The organism is Paenibacillus popilliae ATCC 14706 (assembly GCF_000315235.1).
Lineage (GTDB): Bacteria > Bacillota > Bacilli > Paenibacillales > Paenibacillaceae > Paenibacillus_B > Paenibacillus_B popilliae.
Window position 1 is genome coordinate 18126 of record NZ_BALG01000186.1, and the last position, 20422, is coordinate 38547.

The 20422-nt window shown below is 50.0% G+C and carries 18 protein-coding genes; 11 read left to right on the top strand and 7 right to left on the bottom strand.

The features are described 5' to 3' along the window. Nucleotides 1-108: 108 nt before the first annotated feature. Both PPOP_RS12750 and PPOP_RS12755 read right to left on the bottom strand, forming a co-directional pair. Nucleotides 109-762: a peptidylprolyl isomerase gene (locus tag PPOP_RS12750; RefSeq protein WP_006286886.1), complete on the bottom strand. Its 654-nt coding sequence runs from the start codon at nt 760-762 to the stop codon at nt 109-111. Nucleotides 763-947: 185 nt separating this feature from the next. After that, nucleotides 948-3161 (bottom strand): GH92 family glycosyl hydrolase, encoded by a 2214-nt coding sequence (locus PPOP_RS12755; protein WP_006286887.1) that lies wholly within the window; start codon nt 3159-3161, stop codon nt 948-950. Nucleotides 3162-3330: 169 nt separating this feature from the next. On the opposite strand from PPOP_RS12755, the gene PPOP_RS12760 reads away from it, so the two are divergent. Continuing rightward, nucleotides 3331-4203 (top strand): AraC family transcriptional regulator, encoded by an 873-nt coding sequence (locus PPOP_RS12760; protein WP_006286888.1) that lies wholly within the window; start codon nt 3331-3333, stop codon nt 4201-4203. A gap of 80 nt (nt 4204-4283) precedes the next feature. Here the strand turns inward: PPOP_RS12760 and PPOP_RS12765 are convergent, their stop codons facing one another. Beyond that, nucleotides 4284-5186: a LysR family transcriptional regulator gene (locus tag PPOP_RS12765; protein ID WP_006286889.1), complete on the bottom strand. Its 903-nt coding sequence runs from the start codon at nt 5184-5186 to the stop codon at nt 4284-4286. A gap of 330 nt (nt 5187-5516) precedes the next feature. Here PPOP_RS12765 and PPOP_RS12770 point away from each other — a divergent pair, with 330 nt between their 5' ends. From PPOP_RS12770 to PPOP_RS12805, 8 genes are all read left to right on the top strand, one after another. Beyond that, nucleotides 5517-7061: an ABC transporter substrate-binding protein gene (locus tag PPOP_RS12770; protein ID WP_006286890.1), complete on the top strand. Its 1545-nt coding sequence runs from the start codon at nt 5517-5519 to the stop codon at nt 7059-7061. Then, a complete protein-coding gene (locus PPOP_RS12775; RefSeq protein ID WP_006286891.1) occupies nt 7045-8037 on the top strand; it encodes an ABC transporter permease in 993 nt (330 codons plus the stop codon). Before PPOP_RS12770 ends, PPOP_RS12775 begins: the two co-directional genes overlap by 17 nt. Next, nucleotides 8037-9665, top strand: a complete 1629-nt coding sequence (locus PPOP_RS12780; RefSeq protein WP_006286892.1) for an ATP-binding cassette domain-containing protein — start codon at nt 8037-8039, stop codon at nt 9663-9665. Before PPOP_RS12775 ends, PPOP_RS12780 begins: the two co-directional genes overlap by 1 nt. 20 nt (nt 9666-9685) lie before the next feature. Then, on the top strand, nt 9686-10414 hold the full coding sequence (locus PPOP_RS12785; protein ID WP_006286893.1) for an ABC transporter ATP-binding protein: 729 nt from the start codon (nt 9686-9688) through the stop codon (nt 10412-10414). Next, nucleotides 10398-11060, top strand: coding sequence for an aspartate/tyrosine/aromatic aminotransferase (locus PPOP_RS12790; protein WP_234399817.1), 663 nt, complete (start codon nt 10398-10400; stop codon nt 11058-11060). The genes PPOP_RS12785 and PPOP_RS12790 overlap by 17 nt, the downstream gene beginning before the upstream one ends. A 25-nt stretch (nt 11061-11085) precedes the next feature. Next, nucleotides 11086-11715: a hypothetical protein gene (locus PPOP_RS12795; RefSeq protein WP_006286895.1), complete on the top strand. Its 630-nt coding sequence runs from the start codon at nt 11086-11088 to the stop codon at nt 11713-11715. A 225-nt stretch (nt 11716-11940) separates the two neighbouring features. Further along, entirely contained in the window at nt 11941-13023 is a 1083-nt protein-coding gene (locus tag PPOP_RS12800; RefSeq protein ID WP_006286896.1) for a zinc-binding dehydrogenase, read from the top strand. Between the two features lie 22 nt (nt 13024-13045). Beyond that, nucleotides 13046-14287, top strand: a complete 1242-nt coding sequence (locus PPOP_RS12805) for an MFS transporter (RefSeq protein WP_006286897.1) — start codon at nt 13046-13048, stop codon at nt 14285-14287. 652 nt (nt 14288-14939) lie between these two features. On the opposite strand, the gene PPOP_RS12815 is transcribed toward PPOP_RS12805, so the two are convergent. The 4 genes from PPOP_RS12815 to PPOP_RS12830 form a co-directional block, all read right to left on the bottom strand. Next, nucleotides 14940-15254, bottom strand: a complete 315-nt coding sequence (locus PPOP_RS12815) for a DMT family transporter (protein ID WP_006286899.1) — start codon at nt 15252-15254, stop codon at nt 14940-14942. Further along, nucleotides 15254-15592, bottom strand: coding sequence for a DMT family transporter (locus PPOP_RS12820; RefSeq protein WP_006286900.1), 339 nt, complete (start codon nt 15590-15592; stop codon nt 15254-15256). The genes PPOP_RS12815 and PPOP_RS12820 overlap by 1 nt, the downstream gene beginning before the upstream one ends. A 57-nt stretch (nt 15593-15649) precedes the next feature. Then, the gene (locus PPOP_RS12825; protein WP_006286901.1) at nt 15650-16219 is read right to left on the bottom strand and encodes a TetR/AcrR family transcriptional regulator; all 570 of its coding nucleotides are present in this window, start codon (nt 16217-16219) and stop codon (nt 15650-15652) included. A gap of 63 nt (nt 16220-16282) precedes the next feature. Continuing rightward, entirely contained in the window at nt 16283-17479 is a 1197-nt protein-coding gene (locus PPOP_RS12830; RefSeq protein ID WP_042228741.1) for a hypothetical protein, read from the bottom strand. 482 nt (nt 17480-17961) lie between these two features. On the opposite strand from PPOP_RS12830, the gene nrdI reads away from it, so the two are divergent. Beyond that, complete coding sequence (nrdI, locus tag PPOP_RS12835; RefSeq protein WP_006286902.1) at nt 17962-18333, top strand: class Ib ribonucleoside-diphosphate reductase assembly flavoprotein NrdI; 372 nt, start codon at nt 17962-17964, stop codon at nt 18331-18333. 10 nt (nt 18334-18343) lie between these two features. Beyond that, nucleotides 18344-20398, top strand: coding sequence for a class 1b ribonucleoside-diphosphate reductase subunit alpha (nrdE, locus tag PPOP_RS12840; RefSeq protein WP_234399824.1), 2055 nt, complete (start codon nt 18344-18346; stop codon nt 20396-20398). Nucleotides 20399-20422 lie beyond the last annotated feature (24 nt).

Sequence of the window (20422 nt, forward strand, 5' to 3'; positions counted from 1 at the left end):
AATGCACTTTCCAATTGCTGCGAGAGGGGGGCTCCTTGCCTGTGATAGAAGGGCGGGCAACAGATCGAACCCCCAGTGGATGGTTCCAGAGGGGGTTCTGTAGCCTGCTTATTTACTGTCCGGTTCCTTGATCGTCTCCGGCTCCTTATACTCGACGCCGAACGTATCTACCGTGATTTTCTTAATCTTCTGATCCTCTGCCGGACGGTCGTTCGCATCTCGCTTCACGTTGGCAATCTCATGCACCATCTCGATGCCGGAAGTTACTTTGCCGAATGCGGCATATTGTCCGTCCAGATGAGGCGCATCCGCATCCATAATAAAGAATTGAGAGCCGGCCGAATCGGGATCCGTGGAACGGGCCATCGAGATAACCCCTTCCGCATGCTTCAGATCGTTGGTCACACCGTTCGCTGAGAATTCGCCCTTGATGCAATAACCCGGTCCACCTACTCCGGTTCCTTGCGGATCGCCGCCCTGGATCATAAAGCCGGGAATCACCCGATGGAAGATAAGCCCATCATAAAAGCCTTTGTTGACTAACGAGATGAAGTTGTTGACGGTGTTCGGAGCGGTGTCCGGATACAGCTCCACTTCCATTTTCTTACCGCTCTCCATCTCAATCGTGACAAGCGGATGCTTCGTGCTGTCTGCGCCGCTCGCGTCGCCCGCTTTGCTGCCACAGCCCGCGATGACCAACATGGAAATCATGAGCAGGGCCATGACGATCAAGCCTGTGGGCTGTCTGTTACTTCGTCTCATGTTACTCCTCCTACCTCTTGCTATGAAAATTTCTTATACGTTTACAGTATGCCATCGAATGGGGGCAAGCGCAAACCGTCGGCCCGGGAGCCGGAGCGGAAGAAGAGCTTCCGGCCCCGGCCTGCGTCTTGGTCTGGGTCCTATTTTGCGGGTAGGCTCCTCTGTTACCCTTCTGTGCGCTCGGATCAGGCTTGCTTCGACATGGAATACGGAAGCTCCGCCTCGTCGTAATTGTCTTCGCCAGGCGTATCGGTCATGTCGAAGGAGAGCGTGCCGCCGTCCTTGACCTGGTCGTGCGTCACATACAGCTTCTCAACCGGGGCTCCGTTCAGCCGGACACCGGCCACGTAGTTGTTCTCGTCCGAGTTGTTCCCGGCCTCGATGACGAGCGGCGTGCCATCTTCGAGGTGCAATGTCATCCGCTTGAATAACGGCGTGCCAAGCACATATTCCGGTACTCCCGGGCTGAGCGGATAGAAGCCGATCGCGCCGAAGACGTACCAGCCGGATAAGCTGCCGTTGTCCTCGTCGCCCGGAAGTCCGTCCGGACGGGCGCTGAACAGCTCATCCATCGTCCTGCGAACCCAATGCTGCGTCAAGGACGGGTAGCCGAGCGCGGCATAGATGTACGGGAAGTGGAAGCTAGGCTGATTGCTGATGGCGAATTGGCCGAAATCAATTGCCGCCAGCTCCGACATCTCGTGAATCTCGAAGCCGTACGAGCCGACCTTGAACTCCGGCTTCGCCGCGAACAGTGCATCAAGGTTGCGCTTGCACGCTTCGCGTCCGCCCATTAGGTCGGCCAGACCGCGCAGATCGTGCTGGACGGCCCAACTGCTCTGGTAGGCGCCGCCCTCGGTATACGGTCCGCCCCACATCGTCGGATCGAACGGCTCCAGCCAGCTGCCGTCCTGAAGCTTGCCGCGCATAAAGCCAACGGACGGATCGAATAGGTGCGCATAGTTCTTCGCGCGTTCCATAAGTTGTGCGTATTCCTCCTCGCGGCCAAGATGCTTCGCGATCTGGGCGATGCAGAAGTCGCCGTAGACGTAATCGAGCGTATTGCACACGCTCTCGTGCGTATGGATGTCGGCAGGCATATAGTTGTATTTCAAATATTCGCCCATGCCTTTGCGTCCGCAGCGGCTGTCGCTGGATACGGTCATCGCATGCTTAAGCAACCCCTCGAACGCGGTCTCAACGTCGAAGCCGGTATTGCCCTTGACGATGGCATCGGCGAAGGAGACGTCGATGAGCGTGCCCGGCATCATGCTCCGCTCGCCGGGAGACGCCCACTTCGGCATCCAGCCGGCTTCCTTGTAGGCATTGACCCAGCCCTGCATCATCTCGTTGACGAATGAAGGAAAGAGCAGGTTGTAGAGCGGGAACGAGGTGCGGTACGTATCCCAGAAGCCGATATCCGCGTAGAGCGGCCCTTCTTCGATCTTGCCGTTATACGGGCTGTAATGAATCTGCTTTTCGTTCGCGTCATATTCATGGATCGCATGCGGATACAGGCTGGTCCGGTACAAGCAGGTGTAGAACGTGTCGAGACGTTCCGTGTCTTCGCTCTCGACTTCAATGACGCGAAGCTGGTTCTCCCATGCCTCGGTCGCCAGGTTTTTGACTTCGTCGAAGGAGCGGCCGCCGATCTCGCGCTCCAAGTTGATACAGGCCTGTTCCTTGCTGATGAACGAGGTACTGACGCGGACATGAACAATTCCGTGCTCAGGAACATCGAGCCCGACATACGCGCCGATGCGCTCGCCCGTCACGGACAGGCTGCCGATCGGCTTGCATTCCTGATCTGACAAGCCGCTGGCATCGGCCAGAACGGGACAATCAAATGTCATGACGAAGTGCATCCGGTAATTGTCCGCCGTGCCTCCGGCCTTGGCCGTCGTATAGCCGCTCAGCGTTCGCTTGTCCGGATCGATCGTCATCGACGCTTCACCAGGGAACGTCGACAGGATAAAGCGCGCGCCGTCCCGGCGGTCGAACGTCAGGCGGATGCTGGCGCAGCGCGCGGTCGGAGCCAGCTCCCATGTCGTCGCGTAGCGGAGCAGGCGAACCTTGAAATAGTCCGGCTTCACGACCATGTCCTGGCGGCGGAACGAGGAAGAGCGCTCCGCCGCCCATACGTTAAGCGGACCGGTCTGCGGCATCATCGTCATATGGCCATAGTCGCCGATCCAAGGACTGGGCTGGTGGGTAAGCCGGATCCCTTCCAGCCGGTTATGATGCGGGCTGAAGTACCAGCCCCCTGCGTTTTCATTGGTTTGCGGGCTCCAGGCGTTCATGCCCCAAGGCATCGAGATGAGCGGCAGCGTATTCCCGTTCGAATACGGGTAGACGGAATCCGTGCCTTGCAGCGGATGGACATGCTTGAGTAAGCTCATGTATGTTCGCTCCTTCGGAATGAATGTTGTTTTGAATAAGGCTCTCATCATGATTGTAGAGCGAAAGGTTATCAATCACCTCTCAATATTTTATTACATCTCTCATATTTAATGATAAAATGAACGTAATGCGATCTTGGCATACATTCAGGTGAAAAGAGGGATCGGGATGTTCCCGGATAATCTGCATGGCGACGAGGAGATTCATGGCGAATTTCCGTTCACATTGAAAATACATCGGCTGAAGGGCACCGTGCCGGCCCATGTCCATCATTTTATTGAGTATACGTATGCGATCCAGGGGAAGGGGACGGAGCGGATCAATGGCGTCAAGAAGGAGTTGGCTCCTGGCACCTTCACTTTACTGTTTCCCCATCAGGTGCACGAAATAGACATTCCGCCTGGGGAGGAGCTCGTTCTTTATGTCGGGGCGATTGGGCTGAAGGCATTTTTCGGGGCGGGAGATTCGTTCCTAACCTTGCACCGTCTGCTGAAGGATGCGGAGGACGATGACCATTCGACCTACACGCTGGACGCCGCCACTGCGGGCGAGATGCTCCCGCTGCTGCATCAAATGTATGACGAGATCCGGGAGAAGAAGCTGTGGAGCCGCACCATGTTCCTGGCGAAGCTGACCCAGCTCTTCGTCCTGTTCGAGCGCTACCGTCTGGAGCGGATAGAGCACCGTCTGGAGGGCTATTCGGGCATGCATCGCCGGGGGATGTGGGAAGTGATTCACTATGTATATCAAAATTTCAAGGAAGACATCACCTTGGAAATGCTGGCCGAACGCTTCCGTTACAGCGTGCCGTATATCAGCGCGGCCTTCAAGCAGGCTGTCGGCGAAAATTATTATTCCTTCCTGGAGCGGAACCGGACTGCCCATGCTTGCAATCTGCTGGTCGGTACCGATATGAAGATTACCGACGTCGCTTATGAGGCCGGCTTCAAGTCGTATCCGACCTTCGTGCGCGTCTTCCAGGCCCGGATGGGCATGTCTCCCACCGCCTACCGCAAGCGCGAATCCATTGCGCTAACATGACGGCGGTGCCGGAGCAGACCGTAGCAGGGCCAGATGAATGGCGGAGGACGCGCCATCTCTCTCGGCTTGCGCGCAGCTTGCTATCTTCTAAGAGAACGGAATATGCCCTGAACGTACTCCCAAAAATCGGTCTCGATGCGAGTAAGCGGAGTGCACTTTCGCCGCACGAATCCGTTATGGCGTTCGATTCGCAATCCGAACACGGGTTTTGTTACGAGCTCGCCTTTATCCAGCAATCCACGCACGGCATAGTAAGGGATAAAGGCTGCACCAAGTCCAGCCTTAATTGACTCCTTGATCACTTCAAAGCTGCTCATGTGAATCGTATCCGGCTTAATCCCCAAAGAACGAATGGGAGATAATATGCAATCCTGCAGGTAGCTATTTTGCGGGAGCAGCAGCGCTGTACGAGCGATGTCGCGAGCGTAGAGCATTTTGCGCTCCGTCCAATCGTGATCCGGCGGAAGCACGAGCACAAACTCATCTTGGAACAGCGTAAAGGAGTCAAATTGATTCTGAACATACTTGTCTTCCTCATAAATCGGCAGGAAGGCCATATTGATTTTTTCCTCCATAAGAAGGTCGATCAGATCCGTATAACAATGCGTATGGAGTTCAAAGCGCTGTTGTGGCAAGCGATGATAATACTGTGCCAACATATCTGGCAGGATGTATGTCCCCATGTAGTTGCTTGCATACAGCGAGAGGACGGGATTCGATAGCCCCGCGTTTTTGATGCACAGCGAAGCTTCCTCTAACAGATCGATCATTTTCTTCGCGTATTCCTGCAAAATTTCCCCCTGATCCGTCATACGAACGGATTTCCCCGCACGAATGAACAGGGTCGCCTCGAACTTCTCTTCCAACTGTTGAATATGATTCGTCACCGTCGGTTGAGAGCAGAAGAGCCGCTTTGCCGTTTCGGAAAAAGACCCGTATTCAGCCAACGCCAGAAAAGTTTCCATTTTATCTAGAGCCTTCACGAGTGGAGCCTCCTAAGGGGAATGAGAATCGTAATGAGTATACTATAAATGAAAATGAGAATCAATATCAATTAAGGCGTAGTTCCTATCTTTTTTTTTAATTCATTGATTAATTAATAGTATGAAAGCGAAACCAACCGAGCTATATCTCGATGATTTCATACGAACATCTCCCAATACGTTATTGATTTTCATTATCAATTCATATATCTTACATTTGTACGTTACAGCTAGATTGAGAAAAGGAGTGTTATGTTCATGCGTTTTCGCACAGCATCATTTTTCGTCTTATTGGCAACAGCATTCCTGTTGCTAGGTGGATGTCATTCAGTGAATACCTCTTCATCAACAGAAGGCGCAGAGGCAGCACACATCTCTTCGGCAGAGCAGCAGCCTGCCATTCGAATCGGTTGGCAGGACAGTGGTTATCCATCGCCGTTTGCTTTCAAGCCGTTGGGCCCGGGCGGTTACTTGCGGAATAGCTTCTTGTTCGACACGCTAACCTGGAAAGACGGCACTGGGGTCATTCCATGGCTCGCAAGTTCGTGGAAGGTGTCTGAAGATGGATTGCGCTATACGTTCACGTTGGAGCGGGATGTGAAATGGCATGACGGAACGGCCTTGTCCGCAGACGATGTCGTGTTTACATTTGAATACTTCCAGACACACCCGTTTCCCTGGACCGGCGACATGAGCCAAATCAAATCCGTGACCAGCACGGAGGACGGAACGGTTCAGTTTCAGTTGAACAACAAGTATGCTCCGTTCTTAACGGATCTGGTAGGCATCATGCCGATTATTCCGAAGCATGTGTGGGAAAAAGTAAGCGATCCGATCGCTTATCGCGACCCGTCAGCCTTGGTCGGCACGGGGCCGTTCACGCTGAAGCAGTATGATGAGACGACGGGGCAATATTGGTTCAGCGCCAATGAGCGTTATTTCAAGGGAAGCGTTCAAGTAAAGGATATTGCTTACATGGATGTGAAGAATAAAGTGCTGTCCCTGCAAAAAAATGAAATCAATGCGGCATCGACGTTAACCTATCAGGAAGCGGAGCAGCTTCAGAAGGAAGGCTTCCAGATGATGAAGAGCGAACCGACAGGCAGTGCGGTACGCATCGTATTCAACCTTGGTCATCCGCAATTAAAAGATAAACGCTTGCGCCAAGCATTGGCATATGCGCTTGATCGTATAGAAATGGCCAGCAAAGCGGTGGGCGGGACACCGATTCCGGGCAGCGGCGGGATTATACCGCCGGATTCGCCTTGGTACAACGATAAGGTGAAGACCTATGCGTATAAAACGGCTAAAGCAGAACAAATGCTGGACGAGCTCGGTTACCGCAAAGACGGCAACGGTGTACGCCAAGATCTGAAGCTTAGCTTAATCGTCTCCTCTACATCTAAAGAAGCGCAAATGATGAAGGAGATGCTGAAAAAGGTTGGGATTGAGTTGAACCTTCAACAGGTGGATGGAGCGACATTTACCTCCGCCATGGGGGAGAACAAGTACGACATGGCATTGACAGGGCATATCGGGTTAAGCGGCGATCCGGATTTCCTGCGACTGTGGTTTTTGGGGAAAGCAAGCAATTCGTATGCAGCAAGAGGCAGTTCATTTGAGCATCCGCAATTCCAGCAGTTAGCCCATGAGCAGCTACAAGAGCTGGATACGGCAAAGCGCAAGCAGATTGTAGGCGAGATGCAAATGATTTTGTCAGAGGAATTGCCGACGCTTGTCTTGTATCATCGTCCATTTTATTTCTTGTATAAGGAGGCGGAGTTCGATCGTTGGTTCAATACGTATGGCGGTATAGCAGACGGAATCCCGCTATGGGACAACAAGGCGGCATTTATCAATGCGAAGCAGAAGTAAGGATACGATCACCTATTGGGTTGTGCTGGGATTTGTACTGCTTTTGAATTTTGTTCTCCCTCGGCTGTTGCCGGGGGGGCCTATCGATTTTTTAGAGGGTGGAGAAGACGGCCCCGTTTTTATTTCGGATACGCAAAAAGCAGCGATGATGGCCTATTACCGTCTCGATGAATCGGCAGGGATGCAGCTTGTGAACTATTTGAAGGGGATAATCACCTTCGATTTTGGTCACTCGTTTACCTATAAAATGCCGGTCTATGATGTGATTATGAGTCGACTTCCGTGGACACTGCTTATCGTCGGCGCTGCCACTGTACTATCCATCATCATCGGCATCGCCGCAGGATTGGTATCTGCATGGCGGCATACGGGGGATCAGGACCGCGGCTGGTTTATTGCAATGATTAGTGTCAGTACGATCCCGGAATTTTTGACAGGGATGTTGTTCGTTCTCGGGCTTTCCGTAGAGTGGGACTTGTTTCCGCTTGGCGGTGCTAAAACGCCTTTTTATGCAGCTACCGGTTGGTGGGATCATGTGCTTGACGTGTCTTGGCATGCTGTTCTTCCTATCGTGACCTTGACGGTGGCGAATATGGCCGGTATTTATTTACTCATGCGCAATGAAGCGATTCAGGTGCTTCGCGGGCCGTTTATTGAATTTGCATTAGCCAAAGGCGTGAGCAGAAGCGCGCTGTTGGTTAGACATGTTCTGCGCTACGCCATTCTTCCGGTTATGACAATGATTGTTGTCCGCCTTGGCGGGCTGCTGGCAGGTTCGGTACTTGTCGAGACGGTATTTTCGTACCCAGGCATTGGCCATTTGTTGCAGGAAGCGATCTTGACGCGGGATTACCCGCTGCTGCATGGACTTTTTGTGCTGATGACGATATTTGTATTGCTGCTGAACATGACCGCAGATCGGGTATACCCGCTGCTTGACCCTCGGATTCAAACCGGAAAGCAAGGGGGAGCGTGATGAATCAAACAAAAACAGCAGGCAGCGCGATCCTCATTTGTTTTGTCGTCCTGGCTCTTGTAGGGCCTCTGCTTGCGAATGCAGATCCCTTTGCTTTTGATCATGACAGATTGCTCGCTCCATCAAGCTCGACTTGGCTTGGCACGAATGCGCTAGGGCAGGATGTATTCAGTCAGTTAAGTTATGGGGCGCGTGCGACCCTGCTTATCGGGGTGGGTGTTGCGATTCTGAGTACCGTGCTAAGCGGGGTGCTGGGACTTGTGGCAGGGTATGTCAGAAGTCTTGATCCGCTGATTAACGGATTGGCGAACGTACTGCTGGTGCTGCCTTCTTTGCTGCTGGTGCTTCTGGTAGCCGCCTTTACAACAGGCGGTGTCTGGCAGTTGATGATTACGCTTGGGTTGCTTAGCTGGCCTGGATATATGAGGCTTATCCGATCCTCCGTGTTGTCGCTGCGCGAGCGTGAATTCGTGAAAGCGTCCCAGTTGTTTCATGGACGACCATTCTATATCTTGCGAAAACACCTGCTGCCCTTTCTCGTTCCGTTATTGCGGACGAAGTTCATTGTGTCGTTCCGTCAGGCCGTGACGATGGAGGCGAGCTTGTCCTTCCTTGGACTGGGCGATCCGAACCAACCGACGTGGGGAAAAATGCTGGAGCAGGCTTTCCATCACAACGAGACATGGATGACAACGGCCTGGCAATGGACGATTGTTCCGCCCATGCTGGCGCTCCTGCTGGTTGCGATTGGACTGGCCTTGGTAAGTGAAGGCGAAGATCAACAGGGGAGCCGTTGGCTTCGTTCCCTCAGCCCCAGCAACAAGGTGAAGTTGCTCCCTGCTTCCCGTGAAGCTGCCTCTGCAACGGATGAACACGTGATTGAGGTTCACGATGTAAGCGTAATTCACAAGGAACGTGCGATATTGCATCCGATGTCTTTTGCCGTTGCAGCAGGAAGCATTACGGCGATTCTTGGCGAATCAGGCTCAGGTAAAACGACGCTGGCGCGAGCGATATACGGGTTGCTGCCGGATGATGCGATGAGCGGCTCGGTGTATATTCGCAGTGGCGGCACTGTTGGTGAGAGGATGAATCGTTGGGTCGACGCTGCATTCGTTGCGCAGGATCCGCGACTTGGCTTTCATCCGCTATTGACCGTTGGGCAGCAATTCATGGAGGCGATGCAGAGGACGGGCGCATCACAGGTTACTGCCGCCGAGCAACGGCTTGTCGCTGCGCAGGCGTTGCGGGAAGTTCAGCTTCCAGAGCGGCTGCTGGACAGCTATCCGCATGAATTAAGCGGAGGCATGCTTGGCCGCGCAATGATTGCGTTGGCGCTTATCAACAAGCCAGCCCTGCTGATTGCGGATGAACCGACAGGTGCGCTTGACCCCATCGTCAAGCGGGAAATCTTGCACTTGCTCGTCGATAAAGTAAGACAATATGGGATGACCCTGCTTCTAATCACCCATGATGTGCAGGCAGCACTGCGTGTAGCGGATGACGTGATAATGATCAAGGAGGGTCGATTGCTGGAGCATGCGCCTGTGAAGAAGTGGCTGCCTGAGCCTGCAACGAGCTATAGCCGCGAGCTGCAGGCGCTTATCTCATCGACCAGGCGAGATTAATAATAGAAGGAGTGCATGTGATGCTGCTAGAGCTACAGCATATTTCAAAGCGTTTTGGTTTGTCCCTGCCCTTTGCGGTACAGAATGTATCTTTCTCCATCTCCGCGCGTGAAGTATTTGCGCTCGTAGGGGAAAGCGGATCCGGAAAATCAACGCTGGCCGAGCTCATTGCCGGTTTGCAGCAGCCGACGGAGGGGCGTATATTGTGGAAGGGTGTTCCCCTAAAGTCGCAGGCGAACGTGCAAATCGTATTTCAAAACCCGGAGCGCTCGCTCAATCCGTACTGGAAGATCAAAGACATCATTGCCGAGCCGCTTCTGTTGAACCAATGGACGCGCTTGGCGGCGCAACGAAAAGCCAACGAACTGATGGAACGAGTTCACCTGCCTCACGAGCTATTAGAGCGACGGCCCGCTGAATGCTCAGGCGGACAGAAGCAGCGTATCGCCATCGCGCGTGCGTTGGCGCTGGAACCTGAATTGCTCATTGCCGATGAAATCACATCGGCCCTTGATCCGATGACGGAACGGGACATTATTAGCTTGCTGGCGGAGGTGAAGCAGGATCGTAACATGTCCATCCTATTTATTACCCACCGGCTTGAAACGATTTACGGCTTCGCCGATGTTGTCGCTGTCATGAACAACGGCATGCTGCTTGAGAGCGGAGCGACAGAGGACATCATGCTGCATCCCGCTAACGCCTATACGCGATCATTTATAGAGGCTTGTTATGATGACAATGCTTAGGGAAGGTATGGACCGCAAGATGACGGAGCCGATAAAAATCGCTTATGTAGATTCCTATTCGGACAGTCCCTCACGTGTGTATCGGCATGAATTGTACGAAAACCGCTTAGAGCGCGTGTACTTATACGAAATGACGATAGATAAACTGGCATCCTACGGCGCGGTGATTGTGCCCAATACGATTGACGAGGAATTTTTATATCAGCGTCGAGATTGGATCGCGATGTTTCTGGAACAGGAACGTGTTGTCGTGTCTTTTGCCCAAAATTTTTTGCCGTGGCTGCCCGGCGATCGCTTGTGGATTCGTAGTTCGCTCGACATCCATGAGCGGACCATACTTGCCCATGATGAGCATCCGCTCTTTCACGGTGTCACAGAGTATGATTTGAATTATCGGCGCGGGGTCAAAGGTTTTTTCTCACGGGGCTATTTCGAGGCTCCTGCCCATGCGGAGATCGCACTTAAGGATAATGCGGGTCAGACCGTTGTCTATATTGATCGTCACACGACCAGAGGCACGATTCTGGCAGGCGCCGGAACCGATCTGCTGGGATACGGATTGTCCGATACGACGACCGCGCGAAGATTAGGGCTACAACTGCTGGCTTGGATCGATAGAGAGTCTCATTGTAAGCGGACTTTTTAACTACCTAATAAAAGGAGTTTACACGATGAAGACAGCCATATTATACGGCGGTATCAGCTACCAGCATTATTTTTTTACGAGCAAGGACGGAAAGTACAGTCAGCGGTTCACGGATAAAATATACATATTGGATTTGCGTCGAACCGAACTGCGGCAATATGATTACGTCATTGTACCTACTCGCTTGAATCAAGAACTACTGTGCGAGCATGCGGAGCAGTTCTGTCAATACCTGGAGCAGGGAGGACACATCATCAGCTTCGGGGAGATCGAGAAGCCGTGGCTCTCTCCCGTCAGATGGAAGTTTTACCCGACGAATTTCTACTGGTGGGTGAATCCAGGCGCAGATTTGCCATTGTATCCGGTTGATGCCCAACATCCATTATTTCAAAACATTTCGGTCCATGATGCGAAGTGGCACTATCATGGTGTGTTTCGGTTGGAAGCGGGGACAGGAGTGGAGCCTGTCCTCGTGAATGAACTGGGAGAAGCGATTATTTGCGTCGATCGGCAATCCCACCAAGGAAATATGTATATGACAACGTTGGATCCGGACTATCATATCGGACAAGGGTTTATTCCCAAAGTGGAAACGTTCCTGGATGGGTATCTTGCCTGGATCGAAGAAGATATCAGAAGTTCCGTAACGTCATGATGTACGATGGGGGAAAATCTTTTTTCAAAGTCGTCCCGCATGATTACGGAAGTATGGTAGTATTTATTGGAGAGAGAGCAATCTCTTTCCTTATTTAGCTTATGCGCGGGTATATCATATGACGCTGTACGATTCACAGGATGATCTATAAATCTAATATTATATCGTAAAAGGATGTGTTGCCCGATTAAAGCCGTTGTCTATCGTCATGGTGAATTCAAGGTAATGGAAATTTCAGATTTGCATCCCAATCAAGATCAAATGGTAGTCGAACCATTGGCGGTTGGGATATGTGGAAGCGATCTTTCTGCTGTAGAACATACGGAGGATTTCCTGGATAGCGTACGCAAAGCTGGCAGTACCGGCCAAATATTCGATCCCGACAAGGATCTGGTATTAGGGCATGAGTTTACAGCCAAGGTTGTGGAGGTGGGGGAGAATGTCACAGATTATGCACCTGGAGATCTCATCGTCGTACTGCCGTGGGTGATTGGCGATAATGGAATTTTGTATACCGTCGGTTATTCCAATGACTACCCGGGGGGACTAGCAGAGCGAGTACTTGTCGGTAACGGAGGCCACTTCAAAATCCCTGATGGAATAAATCCGTGCCATGCTGCGGTTACCGAGCCTCTTGCAGCCGGATACAACAGCGTGATTAGAGCCGACATCACGACACAGGGGGGAGCGCTTGTCACGGGTGCAGGTACGGTAGGCTTGGGAGCCGTAATTGCGCTGGCATCCCGGGGCATCTATCCCATCGTTGTGTCCGACCCATCGGCTAAACGACGGGAAACCGCCGTTAAATATGGAGCTCACGTGGTTGTAAATCCCGTGGAAGAAAACCCAGTAGAAGTATATCAGCAGGTAGCATCTGATCAGCAACGAATGTACGTGTTTGAGGCGTCTGGAGTCAAAAATCTGATTTACAACATGGTTGATTCCGTTCCGCATTACACCAAATTTCTGGTTGTAGGTGCGTCCATGGAGGACAATCTGATCAGACCTGCAGTTCTCATCAATAAAAATATAACGTTGGAGTTTATTACGGGCCCCGGTTATGGTGAAACATCCTATGTTGCTTTAAGCGAAACCTTCAATGATTTGAAGGAAGGCAAGTTTGACCCTGCTGAAATCATTACCGCCTACGCCGGATTTGGGGGTGTGGGGAAAGCATTCGCTGCACTGCGTCCGGGTAGTGACCAAAAAATCGAGCAAGTTAAAATTCTGATTTTGCCATTCTTGAATGGAGAAGGGCTTTATGCAGCGGAACAGGTCGATTTACCAAGAAATAATGAAGTATACTAATTTTATGTTAAAGAGGTGAACAATGCTGTTCTGCTCTATTAACTATTCAACATACCGCTGGGTGATGCTGATTCTATCGGCTTTAACCGCCCTTGTTCCAACCATTGTTTTTGTAGGTCCCACTGTATTTATTCCAATGATGATGACTGATTTGAATATTACGACAGCTGAAGCGGGAGTCATGGTTACGATTGTTCTGCTTGGAGCTGGTTTGACCGGATCTATAGGAGGTCCTCTCATGGGTAGAATCGGCATCAAGCACACTCGCACGGTTGCCATGCTCTTTTATACCTTAGGTGGTCTGGTGCCCCTGTTTACGTCAAGCTATATTGTATTATTAATGAGTCGCATTTTAATCGGGATTGGAATGGGAATTGCGGCGGGAACATCGGTCGCGGTTACCATGGATTGGTATCCGCCTAAGGAGCGGCCTCTAATCAATTCCTTGAACTCCGTCCTCTCACTTGCAGGAGCGTTCATAGCCCTGGCAGTAGCTATTCCAATTTACAATCTGGTCGGGCAAAATTGGAAGCTCACGCTCGAATGGTTTGGAGTGGCCATGCTGATTACCACGGTTCTCTGGATATTATTTGCAAGGAACAACGTAAAAGCGAGAATGGACATGGCGCCAAGAGGTCAAGAGAAACGATCATATCAAACAGAAAGCTTGCTGAAATCGGTAATAAAGAGAAAAGAAGTTATTTTGCTGGTCATTGCTTATTTATCCTTTATGTTGTCTACCCAGAGTTTGCAGACTTTTTTGCCTACCTACTTCCAGACGGATCTGGGAATGAGCGCTGCCAAATCGGGAACAATCACAAGTCTGATCTCACTGGCCTCGGTTGTTGCCGGTCTGATCGTCGGGATCTTGATGGCTGCACTGGGAAGACGGAAAATATTTATGTGGCCGCTGCTGACTTTGCTTCTGGTTGGATGCATAGGCTCGGTTACTTTATCCGATGGAATGATGTTGTATGTTTCCGTAATCCTCATCGGACTTGCTTTAGATGGCTGGTTGCCAGCCATGTTTACGAGTCTCATGGAACTGGGCGGAATGACTCCAGAGCGCGCGGGTGCAGCGCAAGGGCTTATCCTGAGCGTGGGCATGTTCGGGGGAGCCGTCTCGACGCTTGTCATCGGTTGGCTGGCAGCGTACATCGGACTTCGAGACGCCCTGTTATACTTCAGCTTTTTGACCGTATTTGCGATTATCTCTACCGCGGTGCTTCCGGAAACCGGTCCTAAAGGGAGAAATAAACGATAAACTAACTCCATTTTTGAAAATGAAAAAAACGAGTATCGAAGAGAGCACATTATTGATTAGAAGTTTCTTGTCCGTATACCCGTTTCTTACGAGGAGCGGGTCATCAATATGGTGGATAGAAGCACTACAATTAGTGCGAATTGTAAGCGTAGCTTCTCGTGAGATTCGAACGAGCGATAATACATTTTGGATAACAGATAGAGAAGGAAATGAAATAAAAGGTTTATTTGGATGCAATATTTAAACCGAAAAGGTATGCAGGCAATACAATTGCCAACCACTTGTTAGGACTCATGAATGAATACTTGAAACAAGTTGATAATCAGATGGAGGAGAAGCAGGGAGATCTACGAGAATTAAGAAAGCGTATTGAAGAGAATGATATGGAAGCGTTTATAACCATTGTAAAGCTACTACTTGATGAACGATTGGATGAAACGATTCCGCTATATTTTAAAATGAGTGGTTTTACGTTATCGGAAGAGCAGAAAGTGTGTCGGACACCTGATCTGAGTTGTGGTTATGATCAACGAAGAGTACGAAATGCGATAATTAGCGTTTGCATAGCTCATCTGCTGCGTGGATGGCGTAGACGAACAAGGCTGTCGAGAACGTCTCGCCAGCCTTAGCTTCCCGGACGGGAAAATCCTATTTATGACACCAGCTTTAATCCCATAACGCCAACAATAATCAGGGCCAAGCTGACAAGACGGGCCGCGCTTGTGGACTCTTCGAAAAAGATCATATTCATCAACACGGCACCTGCTGTTCCGATGCCAATCCATACTGCATAAGCGATACTCAATTGCAAGTAGCCGAATGCCTGATACAACAGAGCGAAGGAGAGCGCAAACCCGCCCACAAATAATGCGCCATTGCGGATATTCTTTTTCTGGCTAAACAGCTTTAATCCCACAACGCCAGTGATTTCACTTATCGAAGCTAAAATAACAAATAACCACCCCATTATTGAAGACTCCTTTCTTCCCCTTTATTATCAGCCAGCTTCAAACCAACCACTCCGGCGACAAGCATTCCAATGAAGAGCAATTTTAACCCGCTTAACTCTCCATTAAAAAAGAAGTAATCCATCAATACGGTTCCAATTGAACCTACTCCGGCAAAGACGGCATAGACGGTTCCGGTAGGCAGCCCCTCACAGGCTTTGGACAGACAATAAAAATCAACGATAATGACACCTACGAGCAGTATCCAAGACCATAGTGAATCTGCCGTTCTAAATCCAAAAACCCAGACCATCTCTAATAAACACGTGGCAACCACATACATCCAATATTTGTTCATCTTATCCACCTCCATATGAATGACATTCAGTCATTATTGTAGAAAAGAAGACATCCTTTACGGGCGCAAAGCATGCTCTAACAATGTCAGTAATTCAGCTCTTTGATTGGTTTCATTTTGTGAATCATACGCATCATATAAAAAGACTTGCTCCGCGGCAGATTCAATCAGCCCAAGCACTAATTTGGCTGTGCGAGCCGGATCCAGGTTTTCACGAACGAGGCGGCGCTTTTTGTTCGTGTCGAACAGAGAAGCTACCAAGTCGTAAAGCGGAGTATATATTTTTTCCCATTCACTCATATGCTCTGTTGTGGAAAGGCCTGCATAGACAAGAACGGAAACGTCACGAAATTCACCCGTTACCTGAAAGATAGCATCCACCAATTGACTTAGTTGTTCTGTTAACGGATCTTCCAATGAAACCGTGGCTTCAATTTTCTTCATAAATTGTAAAACAATTTGCTCCGCAATGACAGGCATTACCGATAATTTAGAGGGGAAATACAAATAAAACGTTCCCTGAGCAATCTCGGCCTTTTGGACAATGTCTGATATTTTGGCTTTTTCAATCCCTTTCTCTTTAAAAACTTCGATGGACGCATGAACGATCTTTTCTCTTTTGTCCATATAAAGTACCTCCCGCTCAAAATGACTGAACGTCATTCATTATAATAGGAAAATTTATAGCAGTCAATCATCTGCGGACATTGAGGATCCCGTCGTCATGTCCATATTCTTATAAAGCACACTCCTTACATTGGTTATTTTCCAGGGGGAATGTAAAGAATCCCGCGTACATTCAAATTGAAAAGCCGTACTCTTTTCGGGTTGATTTTTTCGCCGCCATGATACGGTTTGAGTCACTTCTGCCGTCAGGCTCTGGACAATGTCCTGTTCGGTACTTCGCGTGCTATAATTCCGTTTGTTTTTGTTCGTTAGACGAAAAGTTGTTCCCCTTTCCAGCTCTTTCAAAAAGGAGTTTACAGCTTCAGGATTTAGCCCAATCGAGACGCTTCTCAAGAGATCATCATCCCGAACGGACAAAGCTCCAATGAAAATTTCCGAAAGCATGGCGGGAGACGCCAAATTGAAAAAGGTCTCACGTTGTCCAGAGGCCGTATAAACCATCAGCTGGTGAAATATATCCGGATTGGCGGAGCGGTGTGTGCTGCTGTCCAGGAAATGAACGCAAAAGTGACCTGAAAATCCATTACCTGGGATACCATCTCCTCCATGCGGCATACCGTTCATAGAAGCTGCAAATTTATGTTTATCCGTAACGACTAAAATCGCTTTACGTTTCCAGCTCCATTGGTTATTATAAATTTGCTTCATTATCTTGGTGTCGGCTTGTGTCAGCGGCTGCACGTCGGCATGTTTGCTTCCCGCTCGCCGTTGGACGCGAAACGAAAGCCCTTTTTCCAAATCGATAATGGAAAATGTGCTCTTTCGCGGGAGCAATTGCTTCGCTTCACTCCAAGGGATACGTATTCCATAGTGGCGTTCCTTTAGGTCTGCACAATATTTTTGCAATTGTGTCGATGCTTTGGGAGACAGGACAAGCCGTTTTAGCTCCGTTTCGCTCCAGAAGACCCCAAGCTTCTCCATGCGGAAGGTTCTCACCTGAGCGTTCCGTGAGATCAGCAAATAAATATCAGTAAGCGCAGCCGGGTATGAAGCTTCTTCCTCCTTGCTTGCTTGCAAGAGTTGAACAGCATCCTTCGGATTCAGAACGATCTTCTGTTCGAACGTGGCAGAAGGAGTGGCTCGTACACGAATGACAACGGTGGATTGCGGCGTACGCGCAGCATATACGACTGTATTGTGAACGGGAAGGAAAGAAATGATCAGCAACAATAAGATAATGCGAGTCATTAATGGATTCATGGTCTGCCCTCCATGTCAATTACGTCTACCCAATCAATCCTAATGGATAGTGTTGTCATTTTATTTCAAATTATGTACCTTACAGCCGGCATGGCACAGCGAGTCGATGAAATATAATTAATCTGATTAAATATGAACGGGTATAAGGCGGTCTGTTGGCGATAAAGAATATCGCGCATGATTTCAAAAAAATTGAATACCAATCATGGTCGTTGTTGTGGTACGATAGATATGTTTTTTGTCACAGGCCGACACATTTCATTGTTGCCGGTAGAGGACAAAATGGGCTTGCCATTTTTCTTAAAATTGGTTATTATTCAATAACGGACTATATATAGTATGGCGAAATAAATACATACACTAGATATTGTAATGGGGTTGGTTCATGGCACCAGTCGGTACTGTCCCTTTTCTTTGAGATGTGTTCATTGGTGACTCCAGACGACTCTAATTTGAAGATTTCATTGTGACGGAGGGATCGCGTGCTTATTGCTTACGACTCGAAGACTGGCAACGTGAAGCGTTTTGTCGAGAAGCTGGATATGAAATGTGTTCGCATATCGGCAGAAACGAAGCTGACTGAACCCTTTATTTTGATCACGTATACGACAGGGTTTGGACAAGTGCCTCAATCTACGATGCAATTCCTCAAGGAGCATGGCTGCTTGCTGCAAGGCGTCGCTTCCAGCGGCAACATGAACTGGGGTGTCCGATACGGACTGGCGGCCGATCATATTTCTCGATTATTTTCCGTGCCCGTGCTGATGAAGTTCGAGCTCAGTGGCACGAAGAAGGAAGTAGAACAATTTACGCGGGAGGTCCATTGCTTTGATACCAAAATGGATACAGCTTAATAACGAAATTATGGTCCAGAAGGACGGCAAATTTCAGTTTGACAAAGATCGCGAAGCGGCGAAAAGCTATTTCATCGACTATGTCAACCAGAATACCGTATTCTTCCATAATCTCGAGGAAAAGATTCATTATCTGACAGAGAACGACTACTATGAAAAAGAACTGTTCGATAAATATGAGTTCAAGGATGTCAAGCGGCTCTACGAATATTTGTATGCGAAGAAGTTCCGCTTCCCGTCGTTCATGAGCGCGTTCAAGTTCTATAACAATTATGCCATGAAGACCAATGACGATACGAAGTTCCTGGAACGTTACGAAGATCGGCTTGCCGTCTTCTCCCTGTTCCTGGCGAGCGGGGATATCGACAAGGCGTTCGAGTATGCCGAATTGTTGATTTCCCAAGAGTATCAGCCGGCAACGCCGACTTTCCTGAATGCCGGGAAGAAGCGGAGAGGGGAGCTTGTCAGCTGCTTCCTGCTCGAAGTGGACGATTCGATGAACTCGATCGGATTCTCGATCAATTCGGCGCTGCAGCTGAGCAAGATCGGCGGCGGCGTCAGCCTGAATCTGAGCAAAATCCGCGGCGCCGGCGAGCAGATCAAAGGGCTGGACGGCAAAGCAAGCGGCGTTCTGCCGGTCATGAAGCTGTTCGAGGATGCGTTCTCCTACGCGAACCAATTGGGGCAGCGCGATGGCAGCGGCGTCGTGTACTTGAATGTATTCCATTCCGACATTCATGAATTTCTCGATACGAAGAAGATCAACAGCGACGAGAAAATCCGGATGAAGACATTGTCGCTTGGCGTGGTCGCGCCGAATAAATTTTTCGAGCTGGTGGAGCAGGACAAGGATATGTACTTGTTCTACCCGTATACCGTTTACAAGGAGTACGGCAAGCATCTGGACGACATGGACATCAGCGAGATGTACGACGAGCTTGTCGACAATCCGAATGTCCGGAAGAAGAAGATTGTCGCGCGCGACCTGATTTTGAAGATTGCACAGATTCAGATGGAATCGGGCTACCCTTATATCATGTTCGTCGACAATACGAACGAATACCACGCGCTCAAGCAGATCGGACGTGTCAAGTTCTCGAACCTGTGCAGCGAGATTGCTCAGCTTAGCGAAGTGTCCACGATTAACGACTACGGCATAGAGGACGAGATTCGTCGCGATATTTCCTGCAACCTCGGGTCGTTGAATATTGTGAATGTGATGAAAAACAAGCGGATGCGCGACACGGTTCACCGCGCGATGGATGCATTGACCGAAGTGAGCGACCGCAGCAATATCAGCACTGTGCCTTCGGTGGCCAAGGCGAACCGCGAGCTCCACTCCGTCGGCTTGGGTGCGATGAACCTGCACGGCTTTTTGGCGAAGAACAAGGTTGCCTATGAATCGAAGGAGGCGAGAGACTTCGTTCGCACGTTCTTCATGATGTTGAATTTCTATTCCCTGGAGCGTTCCGTGCTGATCGCGCAGGAGCGCGGCGTGACGTTCAAAGATTTCGATCAGAGCGAATACGCCAGCGGCGTGTACTTCGACCGTTACCTGAATACGGACTATCATCCACAGACGGAGCAAGTGAAGCAGCTATTCGAGGGACACATGATTCCGACCCTCGAAGATTGGGTACGCTTGAAGGAGCAGGTGATGAAGCATGGCTTGTACCATGCGTACCGTCTGGCGATTGCGCCTACCGGTTCGATTTCATACCTGCAGTCCTCGACGGCGTCCATCGCCCCGATTACGCAGCGCATCGAAGAGCGCGAATACGGCGATTCGAAGACGATCTATCCGATGCCGTACATTAGCGATGAGAACTACTTCTATTACAAAGAAGCTTACGATATGGATATGTTCAAACTAATCGACCTGGTTGCCGATGTGCAGGTCCACGTGGACCAAGCCATTTCGACCGTCTTGTTCGTGAAGGATGATCTTACGACCCGCGATCTGGCGAAGTACTATATCTATGCACAGAAGAAGGGACTTAAGACGCTCTACTATACCCGGACGAAAAAGAAAACGATCGACGAGTGCGTGAGCTGCGTCGTATAAGTCGAAGCCGTATTCGTTGCAGAT